This is a genomic window from Embleya sp. NBC_00888, assembly GCF_045207655.1.
Taxonomy (GTDB): domain Bacteria; phylum Actinomycetota; class Actinomycetes; order Streptomycetales; family Streptomycetaceae; genus Embleya.
Genome location: NZ_CP108785.1, coordinates 4,275,184 through 4,288,990, shown reverse-complemented (window position 1 = coordinate 4,288,990; position 13,807 = coordinate 4,275,184). Strand labels below are relative to the sequence as shown.

At 72.8% G+C, this 13,807-nt stretch carries 12 protein-coding genes; 9 read left to right on the top strand and 3 right to left on the bottom strand.

Going from position 1 to position 13,807, the window contains the following annotated elements:
• Positions 1-26 precede the first annotated feature (26 nt).
• Positions 27-815 carry an SDR family oxidoreductase gene (locus tag OG948_RS52995; RefSeq protein ID WP_331772255.1) on the bottom strand — a complete coding sequence of 263 codons (789 nt, stop codon included), beginning with the start codon at positions 813-815 and terminating at the stop codon, positions 27-29.
• Entirely contained in the window at positions 812-2,206 is a 1,395-nt protein-coding gene (locus OG948_RS52990; RefSeq protein WP_406300734.1) for an L-fuconate dehydratase, read from the bottom strand. Before OG948_RS52990 ends, OG948_RS52995 begins: the two co-directional genes overlap by 4 nt.
• Positions 2,207-2,539: 333 nt before the next feature.
• Between OG948_RS52990 and OG948_RS52985 the strand changes: the two genes are divergently transcribed.
• A complete protein-coding gene (locus tag OG948_RS52985; RefSeq protein WP_331772254.1) occupies positions 2,540-3,382 on the top strand; it encodes a fumarylacetoacetate hydrolase family protein in 843 nt (280 codons plus the stop codon).
• Positions 3,383-3,537: 155 nt separating this feature from the next.
• On the opposite strand, the gene OG948_RS52980 is transcribed toward OG948_RS52985, so the two are convergent.
• Positions 3,538-4,209, bottom strand: coding sequence for a FadR/GntR family transcriptional regulator (locus OG948_RS52980; protein ID WP_331772253.1), 672 nt, complete (start codon positions 4,207-4,209; stop codon positions 3,538-3,540).
• A 1,078-nt stretch (positions 4,210-5,287) separates the two neighbouring features.
• Here OG948_RS52980 and OG948_RS52975 point away from each other — a divergent pair.
• From OG948_RS52975 to OG948_RS52940, 8 genes are read left to right on the top strand one after another with little or no spacing between them, the layout of a single operon-like run.
• Positions 5,288-6,313 (top strand): hypothetical protein, encoded by a 1,026-nt coding sequence (locus tag OG948_RS52975; RefSeq protein ID WP_331772252.1) that lies wholly within the window; start codon positions 5,288-5,290, stop codon positions 6,311-6,313.
• Between the two features lie 52 nt (positions 6,314-6,365).
• A complete protein-coding gene (locus OG948_RS52970; RefSeq protein ID WP_331772251.1) occupies positions 6,366-7,649 on the top strand; it encodes an FAD-dependent monooxygenase in 1,284 nt (427 codons plus the stop codon).
• A 40-nt stretch (positions 7,650-7,689) separates the two neighbouring features.
• Positions 7,690-8,562 (top strand): FAD binding domain-containing protein, encoded by an 873-nt coding sequence (locus OG948_RS52965; RefSeq protein ID WP_331772250.1) that lies wholly within the window; start codon positions 7,690-7,692, stop codon positions 8,560-8,562.
• The gene (locus OG948_RS52960) at positions 8,559-11,036 is read left to right on the top strand and encodes a xanthine dehydrogenase family protein molybdopterin-binding subunit (RefSeq protein ID WP_331772249.1); all 2,478 of its coding nucleotides are present in this window, start codon (positions 8,559-8,561) and stop codon (positions 11,034-11,036) included. The genes OG948_RS52965 and OG948_RS52960 overlap by 4 nt, the downstream gene beginning before the upstream one ends.
• A complete protein-coding gene (locus OG948_RS52955; RefSeq protein ID WP_331772248.1) occupies positions 11,033-11,539 on the top strand; it encodes a (2Fe-2S)-binding protein in 507 nt (168 codons plus the stop codon). The genes OG948_RS52960 and OG948_RS52955 overlap by 4 nt, the downstream gene beginning before the upstream one ends.
• The gene (locus OG948_RS52950) at positions 11,539-12,270 is read left to right on the top strand and encodes an SRPBCC family protein (protein ID WP_331772247.1); all 732 of its coding nucleotides are present in this window, start codon (positions 11,539-11,541) and stop codon (positions 12,268-12,270) included. The genes OG948_RS52955 and OG948_RS52950 overlap by 1 nt, the downstream gene beginning before the upstream one ends.
• Positions 12,267-12,944, top strand: a complete 678-nt coding sequence (locus OG948_RS52945; RefSeq protein WP_331772246.1) for an isochorismatase family protein — start codon at positions 12,267-12,269, stop codon at positions 12,942-12,944. Before OG948_RS52950 ends, OG948_RS52945 begins: the two co-directional genes overlap by 4 nt.
• Positions 12,941-13,786, top strand: a complete 846-nt coding sequence (locus tag OG948_RS52940) for an alpha/beta hydrolase (RefSeq protein ID WP_331772245.1) — start codon at positions 12,941-12,943, stop codon at positions 13,784-13,786. The genes OG948_RS52945 and OG948_RS52940 overlap by 4 nt, the downstream gene beginning before the upstream one ends.
• Positions 13,787-13,807 lie beyond the last annotated feature (21 nt).

The window sequence follows — 13,807 nt, the reverse complement described above, 5'->3', positions numbered from 1 at the left end:
GATCCCGGCGTCTTCGCGTTGGAGTGCTACTCCGGCCGCAGCCGCAGGCCCTGCATGCCGCCGTCGACGGCCAGCGAGGTGCCGGTGGTGGAGGCGGCCAAGGGACTCGCCAGCGAGCAGATCGCGAACGCGACCTCGTCGGCGCCGACGAGCCGGCCCATCGGCTGGCGGGCGGCAAGGGCCGCCCGCTCGCGCGCGGGGTCGTCGGCCGCGTCCAGCAGTCGGCCGACCCAGGGCGTGTCGGCGGTACCGGGATTGACGCAGTTCACCCGGATGCCTTCACGCACGTGGTCGGCCGCCATCGCGAGGGTGAGCGCCAGCACCGCGCCCTTGGAGGCGGAGTACAGCGCGCGTTGCGGCAGACCCGCGGTCGCGGCGATCGAGCAGGTGTTGACGACGGCCGCGTGTGCGGACGCGCGCAGGTACGGCAGCGCGGCGCGGGTGACCCGGACCAGGCCGACGACGTTGACGTCCAGCACCCGGTGCCACTCGGCGTCGTCGTTGTCGGCGACGGTGCCGGCCGCGCCGATGCCGGCGTTGTTGACCACGATGTCCAGGCCGCCGAGGAGTTCGGCGGCGGCCCGGACGGCCGCGGTGACCGAGGCGTCGTCGGTGACGTCGGCGGTGAACACGGACAGTTCCCGGTCGTCGGCGAGGGCGGCGGGGTCGCGGTCGAGTATCGCCACGCGCGCGCCGCGGGCGGTCAGCATCCGGGCGGTGGCCAGGCCGATCCCGGACGCGCCGCCGGTGACCAGGGCGGTGCGGCCGGCGAAGTCCCCGGCCGGGGTGGAAATCGGTGCGGGCGGGTTGCTCACGCGGACACCTCCACGGGAAGCGCCTGTGCGGCGCGGTCGGCGACCCAGAATTCCCCGTCGGGGTGGCGGAATCGGGCGATCGATGCGGGCTTCATGGTCGCGGAGAATCCGGGCCCGATGGGCGCCCGGTAGTTCCCGTCGGCGATCACGACCGGGTCGACGAAATGCTCGTGCAGGTGGTCGACGTACTCGATGACCCGGTCGTCGATCCGACCGCTGACCGCGACGTAGTCGAACATCGACAGGTGCTGGACGAGTTCGCACAGGCCCACGCCGCCGGCGTGCGGGCACACCGGGACGTCGAATTTGGCGGCGAGCAGCAGGATCGCGATGTTCTCGTTGACGCCGCCGACCCGGCAGGCGTCGATCTGCACGAAGTCGATCGCCTGCGCCTGGAGCAGTTGCTTGAAGACGATCCGGTTCTGCACGTGCTCGCCGGTGGCGACCTTGACCGGGGCGATCGCCTTGCGGATCGCCGCGTGGCCCAACACCTCGTCCGGGCTGGTGGGTTCCTCGATCCAGTGCGGATCGAACTCGGCGAGCGAGCGCATCCGGTCGATCGCCTCGTCGACGTCCCAGCGCTGGTTGGCGTCCACCGCGATGCGGATGTCCGGGCCGACGGTCTCCCGGGCGATCCGGCAGCGGCGGATGTCGTCGGCCGGGTCGGCGCCGACCTTGAGCTTGATCTGGGTGAAGCCCTCGGCGACGGCCTCGCGGCACAGCCGGGCGAGTTTGTCGTCGTCGTAGCCCAGCCAACCGGGCGAGGTCGTGTACGCGGGATACCCGTCGCGGCGCAGCGCCCGGGCGCGTTCGGCGCGGGTGGGTTCGGCGCGGCGCAGGATCTCCAGCGCGTCCTCGCGGGTGAGCGCGTCGCCGAGGTAGCGGAAGTCGACGAGGTCGACGATCTGTTCCGGCGTCAGGTCGGCGAGCAGTTGCCACAGGGGTTTGCCGGCGCGCTTGGCCTTGAGGTCCCACGCGGCGTTGACGACGGCGGAGATGGCCATGTGCATGATGCCCTTCTCCGGGCCCAGCCAGCGGAACTGGCTGTCGCCGACCAGGGACCGGGAGAACGCGCCGAGGTCGTCGAGCAGGTCGTCGAGCGGGCGGCCGACCACGTGGGGGCGCAGCGCGTCGATCGCGGCGACCTGTACGTCGTTGCCGCGGCCGATCGTGAAGGAGAAGCCGTGGCCCTCGTGGCCGTCGCCGGCGTCGGTGCGGAGCACGACGTAGGCCGCCGAGTAGTCGGGGTCCGGGTTCATCGCGTCGGACCCGTCGAGTTCCCGGGAGGTCGGGAAGCGGATGTCGGCCGTCGCGAGCTCGGTGACGACGTGTGGGGTCCGTGGCGTGGGCCGGGTGGGCCGGCTCACGCCGTTCGGGTGCTGCGGGGTCACGTGTGGCTCCTCGGTTCTCGGCCGTGCGGCCCGGCCGCCGCGAACGGGATGGGTTCCCTGGTACGGGTTCCCGGTGGTGGGCTCCCGGTGGCGGGTGTCCGGGGCGGGCGTGGCTCTGACGCTCCAGACATCCGATGTATACCGTGCCTGACGTCCACCCGTCCAGCATTCGTCCGATCAATATTTGATTTTCGTTCGATCATTGACCATAATCGACTTGTTTTGCCACCTCATCTGACATATACATCGGATGACTAGTCGATCGACCGTTGGTCGGCTGTTGGTCGGCCACCCCAGACGAACGACACGTTCGAGATGCTTGAGGAGACCGCTGTGAAGCTAGTCCGCGTGGGCGAGCCCGGTTGTGAACGCCCGGCCGTGCTGGACCGGGGCGGGGTCCTGCGCGACCTGTCGGGCGTGGTCGGCGACATCGACGCGGCGTTGCTCGCGGATCTCTCGGTCCTGCCGGATCCGGCGTCGTTGCCGGTCCTCGACGCGCCCGCCGGCGTACGGTTCGGGCCGCCACTCGCCCGCCCCGGCAAGATCGTGTGCGTCGGGTTGAACTACCACGACCACGCGCGCGAGACCGGCGCGCAGACACCCGCCGAGCCGATCGTGTTCATGAAGGCTCCCGACACGGTGGTCGGTCCCGACGACACGGTGTTGGTGCCGCGCGCGTCGACGGCCACCGACTGGGAGGTCGAGCTCGCGGTCGTGATCGGCCGTACCGCCGCGTATCTGACCGCGGATCAGGATCCGTTGGGGTATGTGGCCGGTTACGCGATCAGCCACGACGTCTCCGAGCGCGACTTCCAACTCCTGCGCGGCGGCCAGTGGGACAAGGGCAAGAACTGCGCGACGTTCAATCCGCTGGGCCCATGGCTGGTCACCGCCGACGAGGTGCCCGACCCACAGGCCCTCGCGCTGACCCTGAGCGTGAACGGCGCGCTCCGGCAGAACGGGTCGACGGCCGACATGATCTTCCCCGTCGCGTTCCTGGTCGCGTACCTGTCGCAGTTCATGACTCTGTACCCGGGCGATGTGATCAACACCGGGACTCCCGCGGGCGTCGCCCTGGGACAACCCGAACCCAAGCCGTACCTGCGCGCCGGCGACACCGTCGAACTGGCCGTCACCGGGCTGGGCACGCAGCGACAGACCTTCGCCGACGCCTGATCCCGCGCAGGTGTCCCGCCCGCCGGGTGCGTCCGGCGGGCCCGTGCGGCCCGCGGGGTGCGCGGGTCGTCCCGCGCGTGTGCGGCGGGTCCGGCGCGTCGGCGGACCCGCGCCGACGCCCGGCCCGTCGAACGGCCGCGCGGCCCGTCGACGCGTCATGCCATCTTGCGCAGCCACTGCTCGACACCCGCGATGTGCGCCGTCGACCACGCACGCGCCGCCTCCGCGTCGCCGCTCTCCAACGCGTCCACGATCGCCTGGTGTTCGAGCACCGTCTGCGCCCACGAATCGCCCTGGGTCAGGCCGCGCCAGACCCGGGCGCGCATGGTGGGACTGGAGAGCGAGTCCAGCAGCGAGCACAGCACCACGTTGCCGCTGAAGCCGGCGATCGCCTGGTGGAAGCGCAGATCCTGGTCGATCAGTTGCTCGGGCGTCGGGTGCGGATCGTCCACCTGGGCCAGGGCGCGCAACTCGGCGATCCCGGCGTCGTCGACGCGTTCCGCCGCCAGCGCGGTGGCGGCCGGCTCCAGGATCCGACGGACCTGGAGGAAGTCGAGCACGCTCTTGTCGTGGTGGAAGTCCACGACGAACGCGATCGCGCCCATGAGCAGCCCCGGCTCCAGGCTGGTCACGTAGGTGCCGTCGCCCTGCCGCACGTCCAGGATCTGGATCAGCGACAACGCCTTGACCGCCTCGCGCAACGAGTTGCGCGAGAGCCCCAGCTTCGTGGCCAGGTCGGCTTCCTTGGGAAGCTTGTCGCCGGGCTTGAGCTCCCCGGAGACGATCATCTCCTTGATCCTGTCGATGGCTTCGTCCGTCACAGCCACGCCGATGATCCTTCCAGAGGTCCGATGACTTCCAGTATGGCGGGCTCGGGATCAAGAAGACAGTGCGTCCGGATCTCAGCGCGCCGAGCACTCCCCCGCGCACCGGGTCACGCCCCGTTCGGCGCGGGGCTGATCCGCGGCACCACCGGTGCGGGCACACCGGCTCGAACATGCGGCAGCGGTGGGCTCGACAGGTCCTCGACGGCGCACGCGCCACCATCCCCGCCGAGCCGGGCACGCGTGCCGTCCGCGGCGACCGCGAGCGGCGGCAACACGGGCGCCCCGCGCCCGGACGATCCGGCAAGGTCACGTAAAGGTCACCGTCGCGCGCGGTAAAGCGTGCCCGCAGGCCCTCAGCCGTCCGATCTTCCGCGACGTGCCGGGAACGACTCCCGTACACGGCGTGACCGTCGACCCCCGGCCATGCCCCCATCTCGCGCAATCGTGTCCTGTTCCGGCGAGACCCGACCGGCCGCGTCGGGACCGATACCCGAGTCGGCTCGCCGACGTTGGTCGATACCCACGGGGCGGCGCGCGCCGTTCGCGAGCGGCACGGCGCGCAGGCGTTCACGGTCGCCCCCGCGCCCCTGTCGCGCGGCTCCCGGGTGGGGCGCGACGGTGGGAATGGATGGCGGGACACGCCTTCGGTGAGGCACTTCCCCGGCCGCCGGCGCGTGGCCGCACGACGGCCGCCCCCGCGAGCTTTCCGGGCTTCCGCAAACCGTGTCCGGGACCGCCGCCTCTAGGCCATGGGAACGGCCGATTCCGTCACCATCGCGACCGCGGGTGACCGGTCCCGAACACCCGGACTACCGGATGGTTGTGATCCGATTGCCGACCGGCGCGTATGAAACAACCCGGTTAACTCACCGGGAAGGCCTTTCACGACGGAGATAGTACGTGTTCGGATTATCTCTGTCGGGCGGTCCACCGCCCGCACCGAAACTCCCGGCCGAGCCCTGCCCCAGGGCCGATCCGGCCTGCCCACCCACCACGGATCCCCGTCGCACCCGCCCCGCGAGCCCGCTCGTCCAGGGCGGGCAGTGGACGGCGTCCGACCTGACCCTGGAGCGTCACCGTGTTCGACCTGACCTCCGCAGACCTGCTCGACGCCTTCACCCGTGAGCTGCGCCTGTGCAAGCTCGTCCCCGGCGAGCACGTCGTCGTGCTCGCCGAACCCGGCAGCCGCGGCGACTACGTCGCCGCCTTCGGCGCCGCGAAAACCTGTGGCGCGCACGTCATCGCGGCCACGGTCCCCGGCGGCAGCCCCGCCCCCATGCCCAGCACGCACACCGGCGCCGGACCCGGGCTCACCTCGGTGCTCGAGGACCGCGCGGCACAGGCCCTGCTCAAGTCCGCCGACCTGGTGGTCGACCTGACCCGGGAAGGCTTCATCCACGCACCCGTGCAGCAGGAGATCCTGCGCGGCGGCACCCGCATCATCTTCGTCTGCGACGCCCCCGACGTGCTGATCCGCAACCTGCCCAAGGAATCCGACAAGGACGAGGTGCTCAAGGGCGTCGAACTGCTCGCGTCCGCCCGCACCATGCGCGTCGGATCCGCCGCCGGCACCGACCTGGAAGTGCGACTCCAGGGCTCGAAGCCGGAGTTCCAGTGCGGATTCGCCGACGATCCGGGCCGGTGGGACCACTGGCCGAGCACCATGGTGCTGTGCTGGCCCGAGGTGAGCGACGGCCGCATCGTGCTCGCCCCGGGCGACATCCTGCTGCCGTTCAAGGAGTACGTCCGCGACCCGGTCACCCTCACCGTCGCGGGCGGCCACATCACCGACGTGTCCGGCGGCGCCGAGGCGCACCTGCTCGCGACGTTCTTCGAGGACGCCGACGACGCATGGGCCCGCAGCCTCTCCCACATGGGCTGGGGGCTGATGCGCACCGCCGACTGGTTCGCGACCGCGATGTACGGCAAGGGCGACCTGATGGGCATGGACGCCCGCGCGTTCGCCGGGAACTTCCTGTGGTCCACCGGACCGCACCCGGTGCTCGGCCGCGAGTCCTACGCCCACCTCGACATCGCCATGCGCGGCTGCACCGTGTCCGTCGACGGCGCCGACGTCGTGGTGTCCGGCCGCCTCGCCGCCTGACGGCACGACCGTCCGGCCCACCGCCGGACCATTCCGAAGGAGACGAAGAACCGTGGCCTCCCCCCACTCGTCGACCCAGTCGCTCGAAGTCACCGTCGTAGGCGGCGGACTCGGCGGGCTGACCGCCGCACTGGCACTGCGCCTGCGCGGCCTGCGGGTCACCGTGCTGGAACAGGCGCCGCGACTCGGCGAGATCGGCGCGGGCATCCAGACCGCGCCCAACGCCAGCCGCATCCTCCTCGGGCTCGGCCTGCGCGGCCGGTTGGAGGCCATCCGCACGGAGCCGCTCGACCAGGTGCGCAGGCGCTGGCAGGACGGCAGCATCATCGGACTCACCCCGCTCGGCGAGTTCTGCAAGCGGACCTACAACGCCCCGTACTGGCACTACCACCGCGCCGACCTGCACCGCGTCCTGATGGACGCGTGCGTCGACCCGGACGGCCCGGGCCCGGTCGTCGACCTGCGCACCGACAGCCGCGTCACCGCGCTCGACCGCGGCGACCCGGCCCGCCCCGTCGCGGTCACCGCGGACGGCGCCGAGTACGCCGCCGACGTGCTCATCGGCGCCGACGGCGTCCGCTCCGCGGTACGCGACCTCATGGGCGCCCCCGACACCCTGCGCTTCTCCGGCGACATGGCCTTCCGCGCGCTGATCCCCGGCGACCTGATCGCCGCCGACCCGGCCACCCGCTGGCTCGTGGACCGCTACCAGAGCACCATCTGGTACGGCCCCGACCGCCATCTGGTGCACTACATGATCCGCGGCGGCGAGTTCCTCAACGTCGTCGGCTGCGTACCGTGCACCGACGAGGTCCGCGAGCGGTGGACCGTCGCCTCGACCGCGCGCGAACTCGTGGACGCCTTCCCCGGCTGGGACGACCGCGTCGCCGCGATGCTCGGCAAAGCCAAGGACGACGTGTCGTGCTTCGCGCTCTACCACCGCCGCCGCGACCCGGTGTGGATGGACGGGCACACGGCACTGCTCGGCGACGCGTGCCACGCCATGCTGCCCTACCAGGCGCAGGGGGCATCCCAGGCGATGGAGGACGCGGCCGTGCTGGCCGAGGAGTTGGGCCGGGTCACCCGGGCGGGCGTGGAGACCGCGCTGCGCCGCTACGTGGACCGCCGCGCCAAGCACGCCGGCATGGTGCAGGACGCCTCGCTGCGCAACATGGCCTTCTACCACCTGCCCGACGGCCCGGAGCAGGAGGCCCGCGACGAACTCCTGCGCCGCGGGTTCAGCGGCGAGTCGGACATCTCGTACGACTGGCTGTGGTCCGGCACCCCGCTGCACGACCCCGATCTGGGCGCCTTCGCCTACCAGTTCGCCCGCTGAATCGAGCAAGTACCAATCCGAGGAGAAGAGGAGCCCGCCGGTGAAACCCGCACCCTTCACCTACCACCGGGCCCGCGACGTCGCGGGCGCCGCCCGCCTGCTGGCCGAACTCGGCGACGACGCCAAAGTCGTCGCCGGCGGCCAGAGCCTGGTCCCCATGATGAGCTTCCGCCTCGCCCGCCCCCGGCATCTGGTCGACATCGGCGGACTGCGCGAACTCGACTACCTGCGCGCCGGATCCGACGGCTCGCTGCGCATCGGCGCGCTCACCACCCACCACACCGTCGAAACCGCGCCGGACACCGTGCTCGGCCCCGGCTTCCGGGTCCTGCGCGACGCCATGGGCTGGATCGGCCACCTGCCCATCCGCACCCGCGGAACGATCGGCGGCAGCATCGCGCACGGCGACAGCACCGCCGAGTGGTGCCTGCTCGCCGTCCTGCTCGGCGCCGAGATCACCGCGACCGGCCCGGGCCGCCAACGCCGCATCGCCGCGCGGGACTTCTTCCACGGCTTCTACACCACCGCGCTCGACCCCGACGAGATCGTCGTCGAGGTCGCCTTCCCGCGCCCGGCACCACACGCCGCCCTCACCGAATTCGCCGAGCGGCGCGGAGACTTCGCCATCGTCGCGGCGGCCGTCGACCTCGACGCCGACGCGGCCGGGACGGTCCGCGGCGGCCGCGTCGCGCTCGGCGGCGTCGCTCCCGCGCCCGTCCGGGTACCCGAGGCCGAGGCCGTGCTCGCGGCCGGCGCGCCGCCCCACTCGCACGCCGACCTGTTCGCGGCCTGCGCCGCCCGCGCGGCCGAGGCCGTGAACCCGCCCGCCGACGCGAACGGCAGCACGCACTACCGCCGCACGCTCATCCGCACCCTGGTCCGACGCGCCTGCGAGGAGGCGATCGCCCGATGACCGCCACCCACGCGCCGCACGGCGCGACCCACACCGGCACCGACACCGGCACCGGCACCGGCACCGGCACCGGCACCGGCACCGACGCCGGGTTCGGCACCGGCTCCGACACCGACCATCGCGAGCCGGGCCCCGGGCGCCTGGTCGGCCGCTCGGTGCGCCGCCGCGAGGACCCCCGGCTGCTCACCGGCCGCGGCCGGTTCGTCGACGACATCAGCCTGCCCGGCATGCTGCACGCCCAGTTCGTGCGCAGCACCGTCGCGCACGCCCTGCTCACCGACGTCGACCTGGCCGGTGTCCGCGCGGTCCCCGGCGTCGTCGCCGCGTACACCGCCGCCGACCTCGGGCTCGGCGACATCCGCGCCCTGCTCGACCGGCCGACGTCCGAGTTCGTGCCCACCGACATGCCGATCCTGGCCCGCGACCGGGTCCGCTACGTCGGCGAGCCGATCGCCGTCGTCGTGGCCCGCGACCCGTATGCCGCCGAGGACGGCGTCGAGGCGGCCAAGGTCGCCTACGAAACCCTCGTCCCCGTCGTCTCCGACGCCCAGGCGCTCGCCCCCGGCGCACCCCTGGTCCACGAGAACGCCCCGCACAACACCCTCGTGGACGTGGCGATGTTCGCCACGGACGGCATCGACGACGTCTTCGCCGCCGCACCGTGCGTCGTCACCGTACAGACGAGCACCGGCCGGCAGAACGCGCTGCCCCTGGAGACCCGCGGCGCGGTCGCCTCCTGGGACCACAAGGAGGAACAGCTCCTGCTCCGGACCTGCACCCAGACACCCCATCAAGTCCGCACGGTGGCGGCGCACTGCCTGGGCCTCGACGAGCGCGCGGTACGCGTCGTGGTCCCGGACATGGGCGGCGGCTTCGGCCAGAAGTGCGTCGTCGGCCGCGAGGAGATCGCCGCCGCGGCCGCCGCGCTGCGGCTCGGCCGGCCGGTCAAGTGGATCGAGGACCGCAAGGACGCGCTGACCGCGTCCTTCCTGGCCCGCGAGCAACGCTACGACGTGCGCGCGGCGTTCGCGGCGGACGGCACCATCCTCGGCCTCGACGCCGACGTCGTCTGCGACATGGGCGCGTACTCGTGCTACCCGTTCACCGCGGGCATCGAGCCGCTCATGGCGTCCGCGGAAATGCCGAGCGTGTACCGCGTCCCCGCCTACCGGGTCCGCGGCCGTGCGGTGACCACCAACAAGGCGCCGACCGCGCCGTACCGCGGCGTCAGCCGCCCCCAGTACGTCATGGTCGTCGAACGCCTCATGGAGCGCGCCGCGCGCGAACTCGGCCTGAACGCCGTGGAGATCAGGCGGCGCAACGTGATCACCGAGTTCCCCTACACGGGCGTCAACAACATCACCTACGACCCCGGCAGCTACCTGGAGTCGCTCGACCTGTGCGAGCGCGTCCTCGAGGACGAGGGCTGGTACGCCGCCAAGGAGGACGCCGCCCGCGAGGGCCGCCACATCGGTATCGGCTACTCCTGTTTCAGCGAACGCACCGGATACGGCTCGGCCGCCTTCGCCGCCCGCAGGATGCGGGTGGTGCCCGGCTTCGACATCTCCGAAGTCCGCATGGACACCACCGGGGCCGTCACCGTGACCACCGGTACCCAGAGCCACGGGCAGAGCCACGAGACCACGATGGCCCAGATCGTCGCCGACGAACTCGGGCTCGACCTCGGCAAGGTCCGCATCCACCAGGGCGACACGGACCGCGTCACCTACGGCTGGGGCACCTTCGCCAGCCGGTCCATCGTGGTCGGCGGCAGCGCCGTCCAGCGCGCCGCCGCGGCACTGGGCGACAAGCTCACCGCGCTCGCCGCGCACCTGCTCGGCGTCGAACCCGGTTCCGTGGAGCGGATCCCCGGCGGCGTCCGGCTGCGCGACGCACCCGAACGCGTGCTCGGCCACGCCGAACTCGCCGACGTCGCCTACCTGAAGTCCCACCTGCTGCCCGACGGGATCGAGCCCGGACTATCCGCCACCGCGAGCTTCGACGTCTTCGGCGACGGCACCTTCTCCAACGCGACCCACGGTGTCGTGGTCGAACTGCACGAGGGCACCGGCCGCGTCGAGATCCTGCGGTACGTCTGCGTCGAGGACTGCGGCGTCGCGGTCAACCCGCAGGTCGTCGAGGGCCAGTGCCGCGGCGGGATCGCCCAGGGCATCGCGGGGGCCCTGTTCGAACAGGTCACCTACGACGCCCTCGGCGAACCCTCGGCGACCAGCTTCATGGACTACAAGGTCCCCACCGCCTGGGAGATCCCGGACGTGGCCATCCACCACCTGGAGACCCCGTGCGCGTTCAGTTCGACCGGCGCGAAAGGGGCCGGCGAGGGCGGCACCATCGGCGCCCCCGCGGCGGTCCTGAACGCGGTCAACGACGCGCTCGCGCCCACCGGCGTCGAACTGGACGACACCCCGATCACCCCCGAATCGGTGCAGCGCGCCCTGGAGGCCCGCCCATGACCGACACCCGCCCGGAATCCCGGGAGACACACCTGCTCGTGACGCTCGACGTCAACGGCGAACAGCACGAGGTCCTCGTCGAACCGCGCCGCACGCTCGTCGACGTGCTGCGCCACGACCTCGGGCTGACCGGCACCCACGTGGGCTGCGAGCACGGCATCTGCGGCGCCTGCACGATCCTCGCCGACGGCAGCCCGGTACGGGCCTGCCTGATGTTCGCCGCGCAGGCCGAGGGCATCCCGCTGCGGACCGTCGAGTCGCTCGCCGACGGCCGCGAACTGAGCGACCTGCAACAGGCGTTCACCGACCACCACGCGCTGCAGTGCGGTTTCTGCACGCCCGGGTTCCTGATGCTCGCCGAGGGCTTCCTCGCCGAGTGCCCCGAACCCGACCGGGACGAGATCCGCGAGGTCGTCGCGGCCAACCTGTGCCGGTGCACGGGCTACCAGCCGATCGTCGAGGCGATCGGCGCGTGCGCCGCACGGCGCCGGAAGGAGAAGTGATGCGGTTCACCGGCACTGTGCCCGTCGCGGCAGCGCCCAACGCGGTGTTCGCACTGATCAACGATGTGGAACGGGTCGCCACGTGCATGCCCGGCGCGGTCCTGGAGGGCCGCGACGGCGACGAGTGGCGCGGCGGCGTCAAGGTCAAGGTCGGCCCGGTCACCGCCGCGTACGCCGGGACCGTGCGGTTCCTGGAGGTCGACCCGGCCCACCGGCGGCTGCGCGTCCAGGCGCGCGGCGTGGACACGCACGGCAGCGGCGACGCGGAGGCCGAGGTCACCGTCGCCGTCGTCGACGCCCCCGGTGGCGGCACCCGCCTGGAGCTGTCCACCGACTTGGTGATCCGAGGCAAGATCGCGCAGTTCGGCAAGGGCGCGATCACCGCCGTCTCGGACCGCATACTCCAGCAGTTCGCCGGGAACCTGGGCGGCCTGCTGGACGAGGGGACGGCGCCCACACGAAACGGGTCGGCCGCAGCGAAAGCCGGCACGGCGAGGCCGACCCGCACCGCGGAGCCCGCCCCGACCGGGCCGGACACCTCTCCCCCTGCCGCGTTCCAGCCGGTCAGCGGCCCCGAACTGGACGGCCTCGCGGTCGTCGCGGGCCCGGTTCTGGCCAAGTACGGCCCGCTCGTCGGGGCCTTCGCGTTCGGCCTGTTCGAGGGCTGGCTGCTCGGCCGCCTCGTGACCGTCGAGCGCCAACTGCGCGCGACGCGAAGGGCCGGGTCGTGAACGGCCTCTACGGTTCGCCGACCGACGACGTCTACGACCGCGCCGGATTCGGGGCGCCGGCCGGCGTCGGCACCCACCCCGCGGTGGTCGTCGTCGACCTGACCCGCGGCTTCACCGAGGCCGCCCATCCCACCGGCACGGACCTGAGCGCGGTGGTCGCGGCGACCACCGAACTCATCGACGCGGCACGGTTCGTGGACGTACCGGTGGTGTTCACGGCCATCGCCTACACCGCGGCGGAGGCCGCCGGGACCGGCGTCGCGTGGCTGCGCAAGGCCCCCGGCCTGCGCGGGCTGCGCGAGGGCTCCGAGGCGGTGGCACTCGACCCGCGGCTGCCCCGCGTCGCGGGCGACCACCTCGTCGCCAAGAAGGGCGCGTCCGCGTTCTTCGGCACCTCGCTCGCCGCGCTGCTGACCGGGCTCGGCCGCGACACCACGATCGTGTGCGGCGCGACGACCAGCGGCTGCGTCCGGGCCACCGCCGTCGACGCCGTGCAGTCCGGGTTCGCCGTCCTGGTCCCGCGCGAGTGTTGCGGCGACCGGGCGGCCGGTCCGCACGAGGCCGCGCTGTTCGACATCCAGGCCAAGTACGGCGATGTGACGGGCCTCGACCACGCGGTCGGGTACCTGCGCTCGCTCGCCCCGGCCGGCACATCCCGAGGAGGCCACACATGACGACCGGCCGTGTACTGCCCCAGGCCGCGGTCGCGGACCTGGCCGACATCCCGGCGGTGAGCCGGTGGGTGCGGTCCGGGCCCCTGCGGCTGCACGTCCTCGACTACGGCGGCGACCGGCCGCCGCTGCTCCTGATCCCCGGCATCACGATGCCCGCCGTCGGCATGGACTTCGTGGCCCGCGAACTCTCCGGCACCCACCGGGTGCTGGTGGCCGACGTCCGCGGGCGGGGGTTGTCCGACTCCGGGCCCTCGTACACGCTGGAGGACTACGCCGAGGACACCGAGGCCGTCGTCGCGGCGCTCGGCCTGCACCGGCCGGTCCTCGTCGGGCACTCGATGGGCGCGCGTATCGCCGCCGCGACCGCCGCCCGCGGCAAGGTCCCCGTCGGCGCCACCGTGGTCGTCGACCCGCCGCTCAGCGGGCCCGGTCGCGCGCCGTACCCGACCGCGGCGGAGGCCTTCCTCGGCCAACTCGCCGAGGCCCGGCGCGGCACCACCGCCGACGAGGTCGCCGCGGCGTGGCCGCGCTGGCCGCGCCGCGAGCAGGAACTGCGCGCCCGCTGGCTGGCCGGCTGCGACGCGGAGGCGATCGCCGCGACACACCGCGGGTTCGAGGCCGAGGACTTCTTCCGGTGGTGGCCGGGCGTGCCCGGGCCGGCGGTGTTCGTGTACGGCGCGGACAGCCCGGTGGTGACCGCCGAGGGAGCCGCCGAGGCCGCGGCACGCAACCCCGCGGCGGCCCTGAGGGCGGTGCCGGACGCGGGCCACATGGTGTTCTGGGACAACCCGCCCGCGGCCGTCGGCGCGTTGCGTGACGCGCTGCGCGGCCCGGCGAGCTGACCTCGGCGGGGGCGCGAGGGA

Coding starts and splice junctions, on each gene's coding strand:
- OG948_RS52960 (WP_331772249.1), top strand. CDS start 8,559: ATGACCGCCACCCACGCGCCGCACGGCGCGACCCACACCGGCACCGAC.
- OG948_RS52955 (WP_331772248.1), top strand. CDS start 11,033: ATGACCGACACCCGCCCGGAATCCCGGGAGACACACCTGCTCGTGACG.
- OG948_RS52950 (WP_331772247.1), top strand. CDS start 11,539: ATGCGGTTCACCGGCACTGTGCCCGTCGCGGCAGCGCCCAACGCGGTG.
- OG948_RS52940 (WP_331772245.1), top strand. CDS start 12,941: ATGACGACCGGCCGTGTACTGCCCCAGGCCGCGGTCGCGGACCTGGCC.